Annotated in this window: 15 protein-coding genes; 8 read left to right on the top strand and 7 right to left on the bottom strand. The window is 72.5% G+C overall.

Annotated features, from left to right (window positions below; genetic code table 11):
• Positions 1-165: 165 nt before the first annotated feature.
• The 3 genes from ACIRST_RS17255 to ACIRST_RS17245 all read right to left on the bottom strand — a co-directional run bounded on the left by ACIRST_RS17255 (position 166) and on the right by ACIRST_RS17245 (position 2,653).
• The gene (locus tag ACIRST_RS17255) at positions 166-966 is read right to left on the bottom strand and encodes a hypothetical protein (RefSeq protein ID WP_402802975.1); all 801 of its coding nucleotides are present in this window, start codon (positions 964-966) and stop codon (positions 166-168) included.
• Positions 963-1,493, bottom strand: coding sequence for a SigE family RNA polymerase sigma factor (locus ACIRST_RS17250; protein WP_396546435.1), 531 nt, complete (start codon positions 1,491-1,493; stop codon positions 963-965). The genes ACIRST_RS17255 and ACIRST_RS17250 overlap by 4 nt, the downstream gene beginning before the upstream one ends.
• A 131-nt stretch (positions 1,494-1,624) precedes the next feature.
• Positions 1,625-2,653, bottom strand: a complete 1,029-nt coding sequence (locus tag ACIRST_RS17245; protein ID WP_402802974.1) for an expansin EXLX1 family cellulose-binding protein — start codon at positions 2,651-2,653, stop codon at positions 1,625-1,627.
• Between the two features lie 458 nt (positions 2,654-3,111).
• On the opposite strand from ACIRST_RS17245, the gene ACIRST_RS17240 reads away from it, so the two are divergent.
• Entirely contained in the window at positions 3,112-3,714 is a 603-nt protein-coding gene (locus ACIRST_RS17240; protein WP_402802973.1) for a carbonic anhydrase, read from the top strand.
• 174 nt (positions 3,715-3,888) lie between these two features.
• Positions 3,889-5,376, top strand: a complete 1,488-nt coding sequence (locus ACIRST_RS17235) for a SulP family inorganic anion transporter (protein WP_402802972.1) — start codon at positions 3,889-3,891, stop codon at positions 5,374-5,376.
• Positions 5,377-5,627: 251 nt separating this feature from the next.
• On the opposite strand, the gene mmsB is transcribed toward ACIRST_RS17235, so the two are convergent.
• The 3 genes from mmsB to chvE form a co-directional block, all read right to left on the bottom strand.
• Positions 5,628-6,863 carry a multiple monosaccharide ABC transporter permease gene (gene mmsB, locus ACIRST_RS17230; RefSeq protein ID WP_402802971.1) on the bottom strand — a complete coding sequence of 412 codons (1,236 nt, stop codon included), beginning with the start codon at positions 6,861-6,863 and terminating at the stop codon, positions 5,628-5,630.
• A gap of 3 nt (positions 6,864-6,866) precedes the next feature.
• Positions 6,867-8,414, bottom strand: coding sequence for a multiple monosaccharide ABC transporter ATP-binding protein (mmsA, locus tag ACIRST_RS17225; protein ID WP_402802970.1), 1,548 nt, complete (start codon positions 8,412-8,414; stop codon positions 6,867-6,869).
• Positions 8,415-8,529: 115 nt separating this feature from the next.
• The gene (gene chvE / locus ACIRST_RS17220; protein WP_402802969.1) at positions 8,530-9,624 is read right to left on the bottom strand and encodes a multiple monosaccharide ABC transporter substrate-binding protein; all 1,095 of its coding nucleotides are present in this window, start codon (positions 9,622-9,624) and stop codon (positions 8,530-8,532) included.
• A gap of 738 nt (positions 9,625-10,362) precedes the next feature.
• On the opposite strand from chvE, the gene ACIRST_RS17215 reads away from it, so the two are divergent.
• The 6 genes from ACIRST_RS17215 to ACIRST_RS17190 all read left to right on the top strand — a co-directional run bounded on the left by ACIRST_RS17215 (position 10,363) and on the right by ACIRST_RS17190 (position 18,209).
• Positions 10,363-11,352, top strand: coding sequence for a LacI family DNA-binding transcriptional regulator (locus ACIRST_RS17215; protein WP_402803021.1), 990 nt, complete (start codon positions 10,363-10,365; stop codon positions 11,350-11,352).
• A gap of 339 nt (positions 11,353-11,691) precedes the next feature.
• Entirely contained in the window at positions 11,692-13,389 is a 1,698-nt protein-coding gene (locus ACIRST_RS17210; RefSeq protein WP_402802968.1) for a ribulokinase, read from the top strand.
• Positions 13,386-14,054, top strand: coding sequence for an L-ribulose-5-phosphate 4-epimerase (locus ACIRST_RS17205; RefSeq protein ID WP_402802967.1), 669 nt, complete (start codon positions 13,386-13,388; stop codon positions 14,052-14,054). Before ACIRST_RS17210 ends, ACIRST_RS17205 begins: the two co-directional genes overlap by 4 nt.
• An 11-nt stretch (positions 14,055-14,065) precedes the next feature.
• On the top strand, positions 14,066-15,574 hold the full coding sequence (gene araA, locus ACIRST_RS17200; RefSeq protein WP_402802966.1) for an L-arabinose isomerase: 1,509 nt from the start codon (positions 14,066-14,068) through the stop codon (positions 15,572-15,574).
• Between the two features lie 120 nt (positions 15,575-15,694).
• Positions 15,695-16,783: an aldose epimerase family protein gene (locus ACIRST_RS17195; RefSeq protein ID WP_402802965.1), complete on the top strand. Its 1,089-nt coding sequence runs from the start codon at positions 15,695-15,697 to the stop codon at positions 16,781-16,783.
• Positions 16,784-17,012: 229 nt separating this feature from the next.
• Positions 17,013-18,209, top strand: coding sequence for an ROK family protein (locus ACIRST_RS17190; protein ID WP_402802964.1), 1,197 nt, complete (start codon positions 17,013-17,015; stop codon positions 18,207-18,209).
• Between the two features lie 61 nt (positions 18,210-18,270).
• On the opposite strand, the gene ACIRST_RS17185 is transcribed toward ACIRST_RS17190, so the two are convergent.
• The gene (locus ACIRST_RS17185; protein WP_402802963.1) at positions 18,271-18,987 is read right to left on the bottom strand and encodes a FadR/GntR family transcriptional regulator; all 717 of its coding nucleotides are present in this window, start codon (positions 18,985-18,987) and stop codon (positions 18,271-18,273) included.
• Between the last annotated feature and the right edge of the window lie 21 nt (positions 18,988-19,008).

The raw sequence follows: 19,008 nt of genomic DNA, 5'->3' as shown, positions 1-19,008 counted from the left end.
CTCGTCAGCCACATGATTCCGTTCGTCGCCGCTGGCGGCCTGCTGATCGCCCTGGCTCACCGGGCACCTCACAGGGCGTCCGCTCAGTCGAGTGGGCGCCCTGCTCGTTCCGGTCCGTGTGAGCGTGCACACGGACCGCCTCCGGATCAACCCTCCCTCGACCCCTCAGCGCCCCGGGGGGAAGCCTCCCCAGACGGACGCGGAGCCGCCCGCGGACTGGGCGTCGACGCGGTAGCCGTCGTTCGCGGAACCGCGCACGCCGGTGGCGTGGTTGTACTGGCCGGCGAACTCGTGCTGCCCGGCCGGAACGGTACGGCCCGGCTTGAGCACCCAGCGGTAGACCAGTGCGCCGCCGGTCTCCTGGACGGTGACGGTGAAGTCGTCGACGGGCAGCGTCCGCCAGTTGCCGGTGTCGCGCACGTCGCCGGTCTGCGCGACGCGCAGTTCGACGGTGAGCGAGGTGAGCGGCTGGGTGGTCCTGAGGGTGAGGTTGCTCTGGGCCCAGAAGACGGTGCTGTGCGGGTCGATCGACGCCTCCGACCACAGCGGGCCGTTCTGGGTCCGGCTGCTCGCCGACGGGGTCGGTCGCGGGCCGGTCGGCGTGCCGGTGGGCGGCGCGGTGGTCGCCGGTGCCGGGGCGGCGGGCGGGGGAGCGGAGCGCGTCGGCGTCGGCGTCGGCGTCGGTTCGACCGTAGGCGAGGGGGTGGTCGGTGCGGTGGTGACGGTGTCCGACGGCGTCGGGGTCCAGGAGCCGATGCCGGCCATGGCGAGTCCGCCGGTGGCCAGGGCGCCGGCGGCGGCGATGCAGGCGAGCGCGACCTTGGGCCATGACCGCAGGCCCGACCGTGCGCGGTGACGGACGGCGGGACCGGCCGCGCCGCGCTGCACGCGGGCCAGTATCCGTGCGCGATCGGGCTGGTGGGCCTCGGCGGCCTCGCGCAGCTGCCGGGTGATGTGCTCGTTCACCGGTTCCTCCTTCCTGCGGTCAGTTCGCCGACGGCTCGTGCGCCGAGTGCTCTCTCCAGCTCGGCCATCCCCTTCGAGGTCTGGCTCTTCACCGTACCGACCGACGTGCCCAGCGCCGCGGCTGTGTCCTTCTCCGAGAGGTCGAAGGCGTGCCGCAGCACCACGCACGCCCGCTTCCGGAACGGTAGCCGGGCGAGCGCCGCCCGGACGTCCAGCACGGCCGCCACGTCCGGTCCGTCGGTCCTCTCGGGGCTGCGGGTCCAGAACAGCAGGACCCTGCGGCGTTCGCGGACCGCGCTGCGGATCCGCTCGCGGGCCATGTTGGCGACCACCCCGCGGGCGTAGGCGAGGGGGTGGTCGGCCGCGCGGAGCCGGTCCCAGCGTTGCCACAGCGCGAGCAGGGCGTCCGCGGCGAGGTCGTCGGCCGCGTCCGCCTCGCCGGTCAGGAGGTACGCGAGACGGGCGAGTTCGGCGTAGTGGCGGTCGAAGAAGTCGTGGAATTCCGCGGAGGTGTCATCGAGGAGCATTTCCCCCGGTCGCCCTCTCCCTGCAATGTGAACGTTAACAATCGGCGTGAGCGTAGCAGTGTCCGCTTCCGGTGCGACGCGGTGCCCACCCCGGAGGGGTGCGACCGGCCGTCGACGGACGGGTGTCGCGGTCAATGCCGGGCGAACTGCACACGCGTGGGCTGGACGACGTCCGGCTTCACCGCGATCCCGTCGACGGTCAGCTGCTCCCCGTAGACGTCGGTGACCCTGATCGCCCCACCGCACCCGCCGCCGTCGGGGGAGAGGAAGTAGTTGTAGTCGGTGCGCGACAACCGTCGCCAACCGCCGCCGCTCCGGACCTCCAGCGTGGCCACCGGGTTCCGGTGCCCGATCACCTGGATCCCGCACCACCACTGGGTGGACCCGGTCTTGTACCGGACCGACACGGTGTCCGGAGCGCTGCCGGGGCTCAGCAGCGTCCAGGTGATCGGGAGCCGGCCCACCGAGAGCTCGGCGAGCTTGGCGAAGGCCTCGTGGCTCAGGTCGAGCTGCCCGGGTGCGCAGGGCAGCGGGCACTCGTTGACGATCCGCACCGTGATGCTCGCCCCGCCGGCGGCGCGGACGAGCACGTACGCCCCGCAGGCGCGGGACACCTCGTAGTCGGTGTGGTTCATCGCCGCGACCATGAGGTCGCCGGACGGGCCGAACGAGCACGCGCCGTTGCCATCGGCCGCGTCGTAGGAGGTCGCGACGCCCGGGTGGCTCGTCCCCGGCTTGATCCGACCGGCCAGGGGCGCGGCGGACGTCACCGTGCCGGCGCCGCCGGTGGCGCCGGCGGCGGCCGAGGCGGACGGGGTGGCGGTGGAGGCCGACGGCCGCGCCGTGAGGGTGGGCGTCGGTGTGGCCGACGGCGACGGGGTGGCGGTGGCCGCGGGTGAGGGGCTGCTCGCCGACGACGGCGACGGTGGGGGCGTGGCCTCGGCCGGGACACCGGTGCCGGGCGGAGCGCTCGTCCCGGTGGCCGCGACGGAGGCGCCGGCCGGTTGCGCGGCCTCGGTGCCGGGGCCGTCCCCGTTCCCCGGGAGCAGTGCGAGGGACAGGCACAGAAGCACCCCGACGGCCGCCAGTGCCAGCGGAATCCCCACGACCAGTCCTTGCCGTCGCCGTGCCCGCGGGTCGGCGTGCTTCGTTGCCCTCATGCCCATCCAGTTCGGTAGATCGAGTCGACGTTGCACCACCCAGTGGTCACCGGAGACGGAAAGGTTGCCGCCCGATCGGGAGATCTTCGACCGGCCGGACCGTGAGTCGGAGGCGGCGGGCGGACCGCCGGACCACCGGGACGGCTCGTGCGTCCGGGTGGCGGCTTTCCGGAGCGGAAGGCCCCATGCCGCTCAGGGCAACAGGATGTTAACCAGATCGGCACACGTTGCGCCCGGAACGCGTCTTTACTCTTCCCATGGGCGTGCTTTACTCGCTCTTGACGCGTCATCAGGTCGCCGGACCGGCACCGACGACGACGCGGCCCAGCGGCGTGCCGCACCCGTCGCACCCGGCGCGGACGCGCTCTTCCGCCCGGAGCACACCGTTCCGAGGCACCGCCCCGTCCATCACCCCTCCGGCCGAAGCCGCAGGGGTCACGAAGGAGGCACCAACCCCCATGGATCCGCTCATCGACCGGGCCCGGGCCTTTCCGCAGCGCGCCGGCGACACCGGCCGGGAACTCACCGGCCTCGCCGCAGGCCAGGCACCCCAGGCCCTCTTCATCACCTGCTCGGACTCCCGCGTGGTGCCCGCGCTGATCACCAACGCCGACCCCGGCGACCTCTTCGAACTCCGTACCGCGGGCAACATCGTCCCCGCCTACCGGGCCGACCGCGCCTCGGGCGAGACCGCCACCATCGAGTACGCCGTCGAGGTGCTCGGTGTCCGCGACATCGTGGTCTGCGGCCACTCGCACTGCGGCGCCGTCGGAGCCGTGGTCCGCGGGGAGGACCTCAGCGTCGTTCCCGCCGTCCGGGCCTGGTTGCGCCAGGCCGACCCGGCCGAACTCGGCGCGGACGGGGCCGACGTGTTCGACCCCACCGTCGCCGGACCGGTGCAGCGCCACGTCCTCGCCCAGCTGGACCGGCTGCGCGGCTACCCGGCCGTGGCCCGGCGGCTGCGGGAGGGCGGGATCCGGCTGCACGGTTGGTTCTACGAGATCCACACCGGGCTGGTGCTCGCCCACCGGCCCGACGCGGGCCTCTTCCTTCCGCTGTGAGGCCCCGTGGAGCCTCGCGAATTCACCGTGAAGCCACCGTGAAGCCGCCGTGAACCTGGCAGTCCCGCCGGTGAACGCTCACAAACGCTCACGCTCCCCCCGCCCCCGCTCCGGGGGCGCCGCCACCACCCGCCGGACCGACACCGTCCGCACCGCTACTCTCCCGAGGACCCGATGACCCGTCGTCCCGCCCTTCGGCTGAGCACTCTGCGCTCTGACCTCCCCGCTTCCGCCGTCGTCTTCCTGGTCGCGCTCCCACTGTGCGTGGGCGTCGCCGTCGCCTCCGGCGTGCCGGCCGAACTCGGCCTGATCACCGGCATCGTGGGCGGCGTGCTGACCGGGCTGATGCCCGGCAGCAGCCTCCAGGTGTCCGGCCCCGCCGCCGGCCTGACCGTGCTCGTCCTCGCCGCCGTCCAGGAGCACGGTCTCGCCACCCTCGGCGTCATCACCGCCACGGCCGGCCTGCTCCAACTCGCCATGGGCGCGGCCCGACTCGGCCGACTCTTCCGGGCGATATCCGTCTCCGTGGTCCAGGGGATGCTCGCCGGAATCGGCCTCGTCCTGATCGCCGGTCAGCTCTACGCCCTGGCCGACGCCAAGGGTCCGGGCGACGGCCTCGCCAAACTGGCCGGCCTCCCGGGCCTGGCCGCCGAGGTCGCCGGGAGCCCGCACGCCCTCGCCGCCGTCGCGATCGGCGCCGGTACGGTGGCGGTCCTGCTGCTCTGGGCGCGCCTGCCCGCCCGCGTCCGGGTGGTGCCCGCACCGCTCGCCGCCGTCGCCGCCGCGACGGCCGCCACCGCTCTGTTCGACCTGCCCGTCGCCCGGGTCCGGGTGGCCGGCCTCGCCGGGGTGGTCCACCTTCCCGGCGGCTCCGACCTCGCGGCGCTCGGCAGCGTCGGTGTCCTCGGTACGGCGCTCGCGTTCGCGCTGATCGCCTCGGCCGAGAGCCTGTTCAGCGCCGCGGCCGTGGACCGCCTGCACGACGGCCCGCGCACGGACTACGACCGCGAACTGCTCGCCCAGGGCGTCGGCAACACCGTCTGCGGATTCCTCGGCGCGCTCCCGATGACCGCCGTGATCGTGCGCAGCGCCGCCAATGTGCAGGCCGGCGCCCGCACCAAGGCCTCCCGGGTGCTGCACGGACTGTGGCTGCTGCTCTTCGCCGCACTGTTCCCCGCCGCGCTCTCCGCGATCCCGCTCGCGGCCCTGGCCGGCGTGCTGGTGCACGCCGGCGCCAAGTTGGTCCCGGTCCGCACGCTGCGCCCGCTCTGGCGGGCCGATCGCGGCGAGGCGGCGATCCTGACGGTCACCGCGCTGGCCGTCGTGGTGACCAACCTGCTCGAAGGCGTGCTGCTCGGCCTGCTCCTGGCGGTGCTCAAGAGCGCCTGGGACACCTCTCACCTGCACATCGCGGTCACCGATCCGGCCGACGGTGCCGTCCGGGTGACCCTGCACGGGAACGCCACCTTCCTCCGGCTGCCCCGGCTGCTGGAGACCCTGGAATCCCTGGAGGAACTGCCCGCGGACCGCCCGGTCAGGCTCGACCTCTCCGGCGTGCGCCACCTCGACCACGCGTGCCGCAGCGCCCTGGAGCTGTGGCAGGAGCGCCACAACCGCAGCGGCTGTGCCGAGTTGGTCGGGCTCCCGGCCGCGGTGGGCTGAGCGGGGGCGCGGCTCCGGCGGGTGGGCGGGCCGTCCGGCGGTCCGGACGTGCCGATTCGGCAAGGGCTGCAGAGGATGCCGGCCTACCTGCCGGTGGGGGCTCACATCGTGACCTCCAGGACGGGCGGGGCCCCGGGGCCGGGGACCCGCAGGACGCTGGAGACCGCGGAGGGGAGACGAACGGGCGGGGAACGGCACGGTGCCCACATCTCACCGTGCTGTTCCCCGCCCGCGTTCGGGGGCAGGCCGCGTCAGGAACCGGCCTTGCGCTTGTTGTAGACGTCGAAGCCGACGGCCGCGAGGAGCACCAGGCCCTTGATGACCTGCTGGTAGTCGGTGCCGACGCCGACGAGCGACATGCCGTTGTTCAGCACGCCCAGGACCAGGCCGCCGATGATCGCTCCGAGGACGGTGCCCACGCCGCCGCTGGCGGAGGCACCGCCGATGAAGGCGGCGGCGATGGCCTCCAGTTCGAAGTTGATGCCGGCCTGCGGCGTGCCGGCGTTGAGCCGTGCCGCGAAGACCAGTCCGGCGAGCGCCGCGAGGACGCCCATGTTGGTGAAGGCGAGGAAGACGACGCGCTTGCTCTTCACCCCGGACAGCTTGGCCGCGGCCTCGTTGCCGCCGATCGCGTAGGTGTGCCGCCCGATGATCGAGTTGCGCATCAGGTAGCCGAAGCCGACCAGCAGGGCGCCGAGGATCAGCAGGACGATCGGCACACCGTGGTAGCTGGCCAGCAGCAGCGTGAACACCAGCACGGCGGCCGTGATCACGGCGAGCTTGGCCAGGAACAGCCCGAGCGGGAGCACCTCCAGCCCGTACGAGGCGGTCCGGCGCCGCCCGCGCAGCTCCTGGACGACGGCGACGGCCAGCACCGCGAGGCCCAGCAGCAGGGTGAGGTTGTGGTAGTCGGTGTGCGGGCCGACCTCCGGGAGGAAGCCGCTGCTGATGCTCTGGAAGCCCTTGGGGAACGGGGCGACCGACTGGCCCTGCAGGAGGATCTGGGTGCCGCCGCGGAAGAGCAGCATGCCCGCCAGGGTGACGATGAAGGACGGGATCCCGAGGTAGGCGATCCAGAAGCCCTGCCAGGCGCCGGCGAGGGCCCCGATCACCAGTGCCACGATCAGGGCCACCGGCCAGGGCAGGTGGTGCTTGACCGTCATCACGGCGGCGGCCGCGCCGACGAAGGCCGCGAGCGATCCGACCGACAGGTCGATGTGCCCGGCGATGATGACGATCATCATGCCGATCGCCAGGATGAGGATGTAGCCGTTCTGCTGGATCAGGTTGGTGATGTTGAGCGGCTGGAGCAGGATGCCGTCCGTCCAGATCTGGAACAGCACCACGATCAGGGCCAGCGCGACCAGCATGCCGTACTGGCGCACGTTGCCGCGCAGCGCGCCGGCCAGGGCGGAGCCGATGGAGGAGCTCGGGGCGGCCTGCGGCGCCTTCGGGGACGAATCCGGGATGATCTCGGTCGGGGCCATGCCTCACACCTGCTCGTTGCTGGATGCGGTGCTCATGGTCATGAGCCGCATGAGGTTTTCCTGGGTGGCCTCGGCACGGGCGACCTCGCCGGTGATCCGGCCTTCGGCCATCGTGTAGATCCGGTCGCACAGGCCCAGGAGTTCGGGGAGTTCGGACGAGATGACGAGCACGGCCTTGCCCTGGGCGGCCAGCTCGGCGATGACGGTGTAGATCTCCGCCTTGGCGCCGACGTCGATGCCCCGGGTGGGCTCGTCGAGGATCAGCACCTCCGGTTCGGCGAAGATCCACTTGCTGAGGACGACCTTCTGCTGGTTGCCGCCGCTGAGCGTGCCGGTCCGGGTGAACACCGTCGGGGCCTTGATGTTCATGGTCCGCCGGAACGATTCGGCGACCCTGCTCTCCGCGTGCCGGTCGACCCGGCCGTACCGGGCGACCTTGCCGAGCGCGCTCAGCGAGATGTTCCGGCTGATGTCGTCGATGAGGTTCAGACCGAAGTGCTTGCGGTCCTCGGTGACGTAGGCGATGCCGTGCCCGACCGCCTCCGGCACCGTCCGGGTGCGGATCTCCCGGCCGTGCAGCCGCACCCGCCCGCCGCTCCACCGCCCGTACGAGCGGCCGAAGACGCTCATCGCGAGTTCCGTGCGGCCGGCGCCCATCAGCCCGGCGATGCCGACGATCTCGCCGCGCCGCACGTTCAGCGAGGCGCCGTCCACGACGGTGCGCTGCTGGTCGATCGGGTGCCGGACGGTCCAGTCCTCGACCTCGAAGGCGACCTCACCGATCTCGGGAGTGCGCTCGGGATAGCGGTGTTCCAGGTCCCGGCCGACCATGCCGCGGATGATCCGGTCCTCGGAGATGCCCTCCGGGCCGATCGCGATCGTCTCGATGGTCCGTCCGTCGCGCAGGATGGTCACGGAGTCGGCGACCCGGGCGATCTCGTTCAGCTTGTGCGAGATGATGATGCAGGAGATCCCCTGCGCCTTGAGTTCGAGGATCAGGTCGAGCAGCTTGCGGCTGTCCTCGTCGTTCAGCGCGGCGGTCGGCTCGTCCAGGATGAGCAGCTTGACCTTCTTGGCGAGCGCCTTGGCGATCTCGACCAGCTGCTGCTTGCCCACACCGAGGTCCGCGACCCGGGTGTGTGGGCTCTCGTCCAGGCCGACCTGGCGCAGCAGTTCGGCGGCGTGGGTGAGCGTGCGGTGCCAGCTGATGATGCCCCGGGTGGCGTGCTCGTTGCCCAGGAAGACGTTCTCGGCGACGGACAGGTACGGCACCAGGGCCAGTTCCTGGTGGATGATGACGATGCCGCGCTGCTCGCTGGCTCGGATGTCCCTGAACCGGCAGGGCTCGCCCTCGAAGAGGATCTCGCCCTCGTAACCGCCGTGCGGGTGGACGCCGCTGAGCACCTTCATCAGGGTGGACTTGCCGGCGCCGTTCTCACCGCAGATGGCGTGCACCTCACCGGCGGCGACGCTCAGGTTGACCTCGGAGAGCGCCTTGACGCCGGGGAACGACTTGCTGATCGACCGCATTTCGAGAACCGGTCCAGCCATGGTGTGCTTCCGTATCGTTCGGGGTGGTGCGGTGGGGGAGGAGGCCCCGGGCTCGGTGAGCCCGGGTTCCGCACCGCGGGTGTCGGCGCGGGGCCCGTCGACCGGGCCCCGCGGGCTACTTGAGCTGGTCCGCGGTGTACTGACCGCCGTCGACCAGGACCTTCTGGTAGTTGTCCTTGTCGACGCTGACCGGCTGGAGCAGCTGGGCCGGAACGGTCTTCGCGCCGTTGTCGTACTGGGTGGTGTCGTTGACCTCGGGCTTGCCACCGGTCAGCAGGGCGTCGCCCATCTGGACGGCGGCCTTGGCGAGCTGCCGGGTGTCCTTGTAGACGGTCTGGGTCTGCTCGCCCGCGATGATCGACTTCACCGAGGCCAGCTCGCCGTCCTGGCCCGTGACGATGGGCAGGGACTTGGCGGTGCCGTAGCCGACGGCCTTCAGCGAGGAGAGGATGCCGATCGAGATGCCGTCGTACGGCGACAGCACGGCGTCGACGTGGGCGCCGGTGTAGGCCTTGCTCAGCAGGTTGTCCATCCGGGACTGGGCGAGAGCGCCGTCCCAGCGCAGCGTGGCGACCTGGTTGAACTCGGTCTGGCCGCTCTGCACGACCAGCTTCTTCTGGTCGATGTACGGCTTGAGGACGCTCATCGCGCCGTTGAAGAAGAAGGTGGCGTTGTTGTCGTCCGGGGAGCCGGCGAACAGCTCGACGTTGAACGGGCCCTTGCCGTCCTTGAGGCCGAGCTTGTCGGCGATGTAGCCGCCCTGGAGGACGCCGACCTTGTAGTTGTCGAAGGTCGCGTAGTAGTCGACGTTCTGGGTGCCCCGGATCAGCCGGTCGTAGGAGATGACCGGGATGTGCGCGTCGGCGGCCTTCTGCAGCACGTTGGTGAGGGAGGAACCGTCGATGGCGGCGATCACCAGCAGCTTGGCGCCCTTGGTGATCATGTTCTCCACCTGGGAGACCTGGTTCTCGACCACGTTGTCGCCGTACTGCAGGTCGGTCTTGTAGCCCTTGGACTGGAACTCCTTGACCATGTTGGTGCCGTCGTTGATCCAGCGTTCCGACGACTTGGTCGGCATCGCGATGCCCACGAGCCCGCCCTTGGTGTCGCCCTTGGCCGTACCGTCGCCGGCACCGTTGGCGCTCTGGCCGCAGGCCGCCAGCGAGAGCGTCAGGCCCACCGCGACGAGGCCCGCTGAAAGCTTCCGCACAAGTTCCTCCAGTGATGATGTTCCGCGACCGGCACAGAGCGACCCAGGTCAGGCGACCGGGAGCGGTCGGGCGGGGCCGGCCGGAGCGGTTCCCGGTGCTGTGGAACGGCGGGCTGCGGTAGCTCTGGCCTGGCGTGACATGAGTGTTAACGCTCACAAGAGTGGCGTCAAGGGGCGCGGTATCACCGTTGGGTTCCAGTGTCCCGTCGGCCGGCGTGGGCGCAGCTCTCCGGCGCGGTCGAGCTCCTGGTCGGGCTCCCCGAAGTCCTGGAGGCCCGAAGCGGAGGGAATCGGCCCGCGCGGTGGCGCACCACGTGACGCCGGGGGGCTGCGGGCCTACGCGCGGGCGCTCCGCGACCGGTCGCGCCGTGGTCACGAGCCGAGCGCCCCGGTCCCGAGCCGAGCGCCCCGGTTCCGAGCCGCGCACCCCGGTCCCGCTGTGACCCCACCCCGAGCCCGAACCGAACGCGCCGAGTGGCGACCCGCTCACCATTCGCTGCCGTCGCGCGGCCGGCCGACCGGTGATCCCGGCAATCTTCCCCGTGGAGTCTTCGTGAGCGTTAACTTGGCAATGTCGGCACCTGTGAGCAGCCGGCGTTGCTGGTATGAAGGGGGGCCGCCGGTTGAACCGAGGGTGACGGATTGGTCCGGACCTGGTCGCGTACGCTGGTCCGCAGCCTGAGGAGGGAACTGCGAGTGGGAACCGATAGTGCCGGGGCGGAATCGCGCCTGCCCGTGATGGCGGACGTGGCGAAACTGGCGGGGGTGTCCCACCAGACGGTGTCCCGGGTGCTCAACGGCGCCCCGCACGTGCGGCCCGACACCCGGGACCGGGTGCTGGCGGCGATCCGGGAGCTGGACTACCGGCCCAACTCCGCCGCCCGCGCACTGGTCACCCGACGCTCGCAGACCCTCGGGGTGGTCAGCTTCGACTCCACCCTGTACGGCCCCGCGTCGATGCTGGACGGAATCGAGCGGGCCGCGCGCAGCGCCGGGTACTTCGTCAGCGTGACCAGTCTGCGCTCCCTTGACGGCCGTTCGGTCCAGGAGGCCGTCGACCGGCTGCGCGACCAGGGGGTGGAGGGCGTCGTGGTGATCGCGCCGCAGACCTCCGCCGTCAGCGCGGTGGCCCGGCTCTCCAGCTCGGTGCCGCTCGTCGCGGTCGGTTCGGGCAACCAGACGCAGCTGCCCATGGTGTCGGTGGGCAACCGTTACGGCGCCGGGGAGGCCACCAGGCACCTGCTCGACCTCGGCCACCGCACGGTGCACCACCTCGCCGGGCCGGCCAACTGGCTGGAGAGCCAGGACCGGGAGGAGGGGTGGCGGTCGACGCTGCAGGCGGCCGGTGCCCCCGTGCCCGAGGTGGAGCGCGGCGACTGGAGCGCCCGCTCGGGCTACCAGGCGGGCCTGCGGATCGCCGAACTGCGCGACGTCACCGCCGTGTTCTGTGCGAACGACCACATGGCCCTCGGCCTGCTGCGGGCCCTGCACGAGGCCGGTCGGTCGGTCCCGAACGACATCAGCGTGGTCGGCTTCGACGACATCCCGGAGGCCGCCTACTTCATCCCGCCGCTGACCACCGTGCGGCAGGACTTCGGCGAGCTCGGCCGGCGGGCCCTGGAGCTGCTCGTCGGGGAACTGGAGGGTGTCGCGCCTTCGTCGCCCCATCTGCAGATCTCCCCGGAGCTGGTGCTGCGGCGCAGCACGGGCCCGGCCGTGCGGCGCTGAACCGGTGACGGTCACCGGTACCGCTACCGGTGACCGATCCGCGGCGTCTTCGCCTCGATCGTCCGCTTTCCAGGGTTCCTGCCGTGAACCTGCCTTGACAGCACGTTTGTTAGCGCTAACACTGCATGTGAGCGTTAACAATGACGCTCCTTCCCGCTCCGTCGGCCGGGTCGCCGCCATCCCGCTTCTGTGCGTCCGGCCGACGGTCACCCGTTCCGCCCTTGATGAGGGAGAGGTAGCGGAACGAAGCCTGTCGCCGGTGCGCACCCGCCCTGCCCCGGTTGAGGAACGCACCGGCGACAGGCACCAATGCACGCCTCCCGTACGAAGGATGAGAACGTGACCGTGATCCCTGCCGCCCCCGACCCGGACCGGTACGTCGTCGGCGTCGACTTCGGCACCCTCTCCGGCCGCGCCGTGGTCGTCCGGGTGCGGGACGGCGAGGAAGTGGGCACCGCCGTCCACGACTACCCGCACGCCGTCATCGAACGCGAACTCCCCGGCACCGCCGAGGTGTTGCCGCCCGACTGGGCGCTCCAGCACCCGGCGGACTGGCGTGAGGTGCTGCGCACCGCCGTCCCCGCCGCGCTCGCCGCCGCCGGTGTCGACCCCGCCCACGTGATCGGCATCGCCACCGACTTCACCGCCTGCACCGTCCTGCCGGTGCTCGCCGACGGCACCCCGCTGGCCGAGACGGACGCCTGGGCGTCCCGCCCGCACGCCTGGCCCAAGCTCTGGAAGCACCACGCCGCCCAGCCCCAGGCCGACCGGATCAACGCTCTGGCCCACGCCCGCGCCGAGAAGTGGATCTCCCGCTACGGCGGCCGGATCTCCGCCGAGTGGCAGTACGCCAAGGCCCTCCAGGTGCTGGAGGAGGACCGGGCCGTCTACGCCGCGACCGCCCGCTGGATCGAGGCCGCCGACTGGATCGTCTGGCAGCTCACCGGCGCCGAGAGCCGCAACACCTGCACGGCCGGCTACAAGGGCATCCACCAGGACGGGAGCTACCCCAGCGAGGAGTACCTCGGGGCGCTCCACCCGGACTTCGCCGACTTCGCCCGCACCCGCCTGGATCACCCGCTCTCCCCGCTCGGCTCCCGGGTCGGCGGGCTCACCGCGCAGGCCGCGGAGTGGACCGGCCTGCCCGAGGGCACCGCGGTCGCCGCCGGCAACGTCGACGCGCACGTGGCCGCACCGGCCGCCCGGGCCGTCGACGACGGCCGACTCCTCGCCATCATGGGCACGTCCACCTGCCACGTCGTCAACGGCGCGACGCTCGCCGACGTCCCCGGCATCTGCGGCGTGGTCCAGGACGGCATCGTCACCGGCTCCTACGGCTACGAGGCCGGCCAGAGCGCCGTCGGCGACATCTTCGCCTGGTGGCTGCGCCAGGGCGTGCCCGCCGACTACCTGGCCGAGGCCGAGGCGAACGGCGAGGACCTGCACCGGCTGCTCACCCGCAAGGCCGCCGACCAACCCGTCGGCGCGCACGGACTGGTGGCGCTCGACTGGATGAACGGCAACCGCTCCACCCTTGTCGACCACCACCTGTCCGGGGTGATCGTCGGTCTCACCCTGGCGACCCGTCCGGAGGAGATCTACCGGGCCCTGCTGGAGGCCACCGCCTTCGGCACCCGCGTCATCGTCGAGGCCCTGGAACGGGGCGGCGTCCCCGTCACCGAGTTCATCGTCACCGGCGGCCTCAAGAAGAACGCCCTGCTGATGCAGATCCACGCCGACGTGCTGCGCCGCCCGGTCTCGGTCGCGGAGTCCGAGCAGGGCCCGGCCCTCGGCTCCGCCATCCATGCCGCCGTCGCCGCCGGAGCGTACCCGGACGTACGGACCGCGGCCGCCGCCATGGGCCGGGTGCACCGGGACGCCTACCGGCCGCGGCAGGCCGCCGCCGACACCTACGACCGGCTCTTCGCCGAGTACCGCGCGCTGCACGACCACTTCGGCCGGGGCACCGACAAGCTCCTGCACCGCCTGCGTGACATCCGGAACGCCGCCCTCACCACCCCGAGCGAGGCATTGTGAACGCGACCGTCGACGCCGTCCGCCGCGAGGTCAGCGACCTCCACCGGGAACTCGTCCGCTACGGCCTCGTCGTGTGGACGGCGGGCAACGTGTCCGCCCGCGTCCCGGGTGAGGACCTGCTCGTCATCAAGCCGAGCGGGGTCTCCTACGACGAGCTGACGCCGCAGAACATGATCGTCTGCGACCTGGACGGCGACGTCGTCGAGGGTGACCACGCACCCTCCTCCGACACCGCCGCGCACGCCTACGTCTACCGCCACGTGCCCGAGGTCGGCGGCGTGGTGCACACCCACTCCACCTACGCCAGCGCCTGGGCGGCGCGCGGCGAGGCCGTGCCCTGCGTCCTCACCGCGATGGCCGACGAGTTCGGCGCCGAGATCCCGGTGGGCCCCTTCGCCCTGATCGGCGACGACTCGATCGGCCGGGGCATCGTGGACACCCTCAAGGGCCACCGCTCGCCCGCCGTCCTGATGCAGAACCACGGTGTCTTCACCATCGGCAAGGACGCCAAGGCGGCGGTCAAGGCCGCCGTGATGTGCGAGGACGTGGCCCGCACCGTCCACCTCTCCCGCCAGCTGGGCGAACCGCTGCCGATCGCCCAGGCGGACATCGACAGTCTCAACTTCCGCTACCAGAACGTCTACGGCCAGCCCCAGGGCCGGTGAGGAGCCACCCCATGACCAAGCCACTCGAAGGCCGCGAGGTCTGGTTCCTGACCGGCAGCCAGGGCCTGTACGGCGAGGAGACGCTGCGGCAGGTCGCCGAGCAGTCCCAGCGGATCGCCGCAGCCCTCGACCGGGACGCCGCCGTACCGGTCGAGATCGTCTGGAAGCCCATTCTCACCGACGCGAGCGCCATCCGCCGGGTCTGCCTGGAGGCCAACTCCGCGGACGACTGCATCGGCCTGATCGCCTGGATGCACACCTTCTCCCCGGCCAAGATGTGGATCGCGGGACTCGACGCCCTGCGCAAGCCGCTGCTGCACCTCCACACCCAGGCCAACGTCGAACTCCCCTGGGACTCCATCGACATGGACTTCATGAACCTGAACCAGGCCGCCCACGGCGACCGCGAGTTCGGCTTCATCCAGTCCCGCCTCGGAGTGGCCCGCAAGACCGTCGCCGGGCACGTCAGCGACCCGACCGTGGCCGCCCGGATCGCCACCTGGTCCCGTGCCGCGGCCGGCCGCGCCGAACTGAGCGGCCTCAAGCTCGCCCGCTTCGGCGACAACATGCGCGACGTCGCCGTCACCGAGGGGGACAAGGTCGAGGCGCAGCTGCGCTTCGGCGTCTCCGTCAACACCTACGGCGTCAACGACCTGGTCGCCGCGGTGGACGCGACGGACGACGCCGACGTCACCACGCTGGCCAAGGAGTACGAGGACAGCTACCGCCTCGCGCCCGAACTGCGGGCCGGCGGGGAGCGCCACGATTCGCTGCGCTACGCCGCGCGCATCGAGCTCGGCCTGCGCGGCTTCCTGAAGCAGGGCGGCTTCAAGGCCTTCACCACCAACTTCGAGGACCTCGGCGGGCTGCGCCAGCTGCCCGGCCTGGCGGTGCAGCGGCTGATGGCCGACGGCTACGGCTTCGGCGGCGAGGGCGACTGGAAGACCGCCACCCTGCTGCGCACCCTCAAGGTGGCTTCCACCGGGCTGGCCGGAGGCACCTCCTTCATGGAGGACTACACCTACCACCTGGAGTTCGGCAGCGAGCTGATCCTCGGCGCGCACATGCTGGAGGTCTGCCCGAGCATCGCCGCCGACACCCCCTCGTGCGAGATCCACCCGCTCGGCATCGGCGGGCGCGAGGACCCGGTCCGCCTGGTCTTCGACGCCGAGCCCGGCCCCGCCGTGGTGGTCGGCCTCGCCGACCTGGGCGACCGCTTCCGGCTGGTCGCCAACGAGGTCGACGTGGTCCCCTCGCCGGAGCCGCTGCCCAACCTGCCCGTCGCCCGTGCCGTCTGGCGGCCGCGCCCGGACCTGCAGACCTCCGCCGAGGCCTGGCTGACCGCCGGCGCCCCGCACCACACCGTGCTCTCCGGCGCGCTCGGCACCGAGGAGCTCGACGACCTCGCCGAGATGCTCGGCGTCGAACTCCTGGTGATCGACGACGACACCACGATGCGCCGCTTCACCAAGGAACTGCGCTGGAACCAGGCCTACCACCGGCTGGCCCAAGGGCTGTGACCCTCGCAGTCCCCCGCGCGACGACGCCCGCCCACCCGGCGGGCGTCACCCCTTTCCCCGAACCCTGCTCCGCAGTCCCGTGCAGCCCCTTACCGCACCCCGTCGAACGGAGAGCAGCCCGTGCCCAGAGACGTCCTCGTCTCCCCCGGTGACCTGATGGTGACCCAGGAGGTCGCCGCGGCCATGCCGGACGGCCGGCGCATCACCCGCTGGACGTTCGGCTCCCGGGCCGGGGTGACGGCCGAGGTGCTCAGCCTGGGCGCCCGCCTCCAGGCCCTGAACGCGCCGGACCGGGCCGGGCGGAAGGCCAACGTGGTCCTCGCCGGCGGCAGCGTGCAGGACCTGCTCGGCCAGGCGTCGTACCTCGGCGCGACCGTCGGCCGCTACGCCAACCGGATCGCCCGCGGCGTGCTGCGACTCGGCGACGTGATGTACCGGCTGGACACCCAGCTCACCGGACACACCCTGCACGGAGGCCCGGACGGCTTCGCCACCCGCCTCTGGGACGGCGTTCCGGTCCGGGCGGACCGGCAGGTCGGCGTCCGCTTCCGCCTGCGCAGCCCCGCCGGGGACCAGGGGTTCCCGGGAACCGTCACCGCCGAGGTGACGTACCTGCTCGATTCCGACGGTGAGCTCTCGATCACCTACCAGGCCGCCACGGACGCCCCGACGGTCGTCAACCTCACCAATCACGCGTACTTCAACCTGGCCGGCGAGGGCGGCGGGACGGTGTTCGACCACCTGCTGCGCGTCGAGGCCGCCGGGTACCTCCCGGTGGACGGGGACCTGATCCCGCTCGGCCCGGTCGAGCCGGTCGCGGGCACGCCGTTCGACCTCCGCCGCGCCCGCAGGATCGCCGGGTGCGTCACCGCGGAGCACCCCCAGCTCCGGGCGGCCGGTGGCGGGTTCGACCACACCTGGGTGCTCGACGGCTGCGGGTTCCGGCGGGCCGCCGTGCTGAGCCACCCGGCGAGCGGCCGGCAGATCGAGTGCCTGACCACGGAGCCGGGCCTCCAGGTCTACACCGGCAACCACTTCGACGGCTCGCTGATCGGCCGCTCCGGCCGCCGGTACACCGCGTACGCGGGCATCGCGCTGGAGACCCAGCACTTCCCGGACTCGTCCAACCGGCCCGACTACCCCTCCACCCTGCTCCGCCCGGGCGAGAAGTACCGGTCGAGGACGGTCTACCGCTTCTCGGCGGAATAGCGGCGGAGCAGTGGCCGCCGGGAGTGAAGCGGAGGGGGAGACGGCGCGGGGCCCGGTGCTGGACCCGGTGGAGCGGGACGACGAGGCACTCGAACGGATCAGCGATACCCTGCGTCGGGCCGGGGACCTGCAGGGAGCTCCGGCCGACGATCGCTAGGAGGGGCGGCGCGTGACCGTGGTCGGCAAGGCGAAGGGCCTTCCGGGGAGCGGGCCCGCGTCGCAACAGGACATGCGACGGCGGAACCTCTCGGTCGTCCTCGGCGCGGTCGCCGCACACGGCTCGCTGCCCCGCCCGCTGTCCCGCGCGGACGTCGCCGGACGCGTCGGCCTGACCCGGGCGGCCGTCTCGTCGCTGGTCGACGAGCTGATCGGGCGGGGTGCGCTGACCGAGGCGGAGACCTCGCCCGACGGGAGGGTCGGTCGCCCCGGACGCGCGCTGTCGGTGACCGACGAGGGCCCCGCCGGCCTCGGCCTGGAGATCGGCGTCAACCACCTCGGCGCGTGCGTGGTGGACCTGCGCGGCGAGCCCCGGGTGTGGCGTCGGGTGGACGGGGTCAACGCGGGCCGGCCGGCCGGGCGGGTCCTGGCGGAGGCCGCCGCGCTGGCAGCCGAGGCGCAGGCGGAGGCCGCCGGCCTCGGCCTGCGGGTCGAGGGCCGCGTCCTGGCCGTGCCCGGGGTGGTGCCGAACGGGCCCGGCGGACTGGTCGAGCGCGCGCCCAACCTCGGCTGGCACGGCGTCCGGCTCGCCGACCACTGGCCCGACCCGGACACCGTGCCCGAACCGGAGAACGAGGCCAACCTCGGGGCGCTGGCCGAACACTGGACCGCCGAGCAGGCCGTGGACACCTTCGTCCACGTCTCCGCCGAGACCGGGATCGGCGCCGCCCTGGTCATCGACGGGCGGCTGTTCCGGGGCGCCCGCGGCTTCGCCGGCGAACTCGGCCACATCCCCATCCGGCCCGACGGCGTGGAGTGCGCCTGCGGTGCCCGCGGCTGCCTGGAGCAGTACGCGGGCGAGGCGGCCGTACTGCGCGAGGCCGGCCTCGCGCAGTACGGCGGTGCCGCCGGGGCCGGAGCGGCCCCGGCGGGCGACCCGATCGCCCTGCTGGCCGAGCGCGCGGCCGCCGGGCACGCGCCCACCCTGGCGGCGCTGGACCGCGCCGGGCAGGCGCTGGGCCTCGCCCTCGCCTCGGCCGTGGAGCTCATCGATCCGGACGGACTGGTCCTCGGCGGCGCCTACGCCGAACTCGCCGACTGGCTGCTCCCGTCCGTGCGCGCCGAGCTGGCCGCCCGGGTCACCGTGCGGCCGTGGGCCCCGGAGGCGCTGCGCCCGTCCGCGCTGGGGCGGCGCGGTCCGCTGCTGGGTGCGGCGCTGACCACGGTCCGCCGGATCATGGCGGACCCGACCCTGCTGCCGGTGGGCTGACCGGGGGACGGAGCCCGGAGTCCCGGGTGCCGGGCCCGCTTCCGGGGACGTCCACCCCCTGTCAGCCGAGGGGCGGCGCCGCCTCGCCGAGGGACGATCCGGCCTCGCCGAGGGTGTCGCGGAGCCACTGCTCGACCCCGGCGACGTGCACGGTCGCCCAGGCGTGGGCGAGTTCCGGGCGGCGGCCGGCGATGGCGTCGAAGATCGCGCGGTGCTGCAGGCGGGTGCCGGCCACCGCGCCCTCCTCGGTCAACCCGCGCCAGATCCGCGCGCGCATGGTGGGCCCGGAGAGGCCGTCGATCAGCGAGCAGAGCACGGTGTTGGCGGACCCGGCCGCGATCCTGCGGTGGAACTCCAGGTCGTTGGCGATGAGTTCCTCCAGCGACGCGTCCTCGGCCAGGCTCTCCAGCACGTCACCCAGCGCGGCGATGTCCTCCTCGGATATGACCCGGGCGGCCATCGCGGCGGCGGCGGGCTCCAGGATGCGGCGGACCTCCAGGAACTCCAGCACCGTGTCGTCCTGGTGGAAGTCGACGACGAAACCCAGGGCGTCCAGGAGGACTTCGGGCTCCAGGCTGGTCACGTACGTGCCGTCGCCCTGGCGCACGCCGAGGACCCGGATCAGGGAGAGGGCCTTGACCGCCTCCCGCAGGGAGTTGCGGGACAGGCCGAGCCGGTCGGCGAGGTCGGCCTCCTTCGGGAGCTTCGCCCCGGGGCGGAGCTCGCCGCTCACGATCATGGCCTTGATCTTCTCGATCGCCTCGTCGGTGACTGGCACAGCTACGCCTTTCCCGGTCAT

The sequence above is a fragment of the Kitasatospora sp. NPDC101447 genome (genome assembly GCF_044767225.1).
GTDB lineage: Bacteria > Actinomycetota > Actinomycetes > Streptomycetales > Streptomycetaceae > Kitasatospora.
The sequence above is the reverse complement of the archived record's forward strand: the minus strand, read 5'-3'. Positions and strand labels throughout refer to the sequence as shown.

What these genes read in the sequence shown, in the direction of transcription:
- ACIRST_RS17250 (WP_396546435.1), bottom strand. Translation starts at nt 1,493, where the DNA reads ATGCTCCTCGATGACACCTCCGCGGAATTCCACGACTTCTTCGACCGC.
- ACIRST_RS17245 (WP_402802974.1), bottom strand. Translation starts at nt 2,653, where the DNA reads ATGAGGGCAACGAAGCACGCCGACCCGCGGGCACGGCGACGGCAAGGA.
- ACIRST_RS17240 (WP_402802973.1), top strand. Translation starts at nt 3,112, where the DNA reads ATGGATCCGCTCATCGACCGGGCCCGGGCCTTTCCGCAGCGCGCCGGC.
- ACIRST_RS17235 (WP_402802972.1), top strand. Translation starts at nt 3,889, where the DNA reads ATGACCCGTCGTCCCGCCCTTCGGCTGAGCACTCTGCGCTCTGACCTC.
- mmsB (WP_402802971.1), bottom strand. Translation starts at nt 6,863, where the DNA reads ATGGCCCCGACCGAGATCATCCCGGATTCGTCCCCGAAGGCGCCGCAG.
- mmsA (WP_402802970.1), bottom strand. Translation starts at nt 8,414, where the DNA reads ATGGCTGGACCGGTTCTCGAAATGCGGTCGATCAGCAAGTCGTTCCCC.
- ACIRST_RS17215 (WP_402803021.1), top strand. Translation starts at nt 10,363, where the DNA reads ATGGCGGACGTGGCGAAACTGGCGGGGGTGTCCCACCAGACGGTGTCC.
- araA (WP_402802966.1), top strand. Translation starts at nt 14,066, where the DNA reads ATGACCAAGCCACTCGAAGGCCGCGAGGTCTGGTTCCTGACCGGCAGC.
- ACIRST_RS17190 (WP_402802964.1), top strand. Translation starts at nt 17,013, where the DNA reads ATGCGACGGCGGAACCTCTCGGTCGTCCTCGGCGCGGTCGCCGCACAC.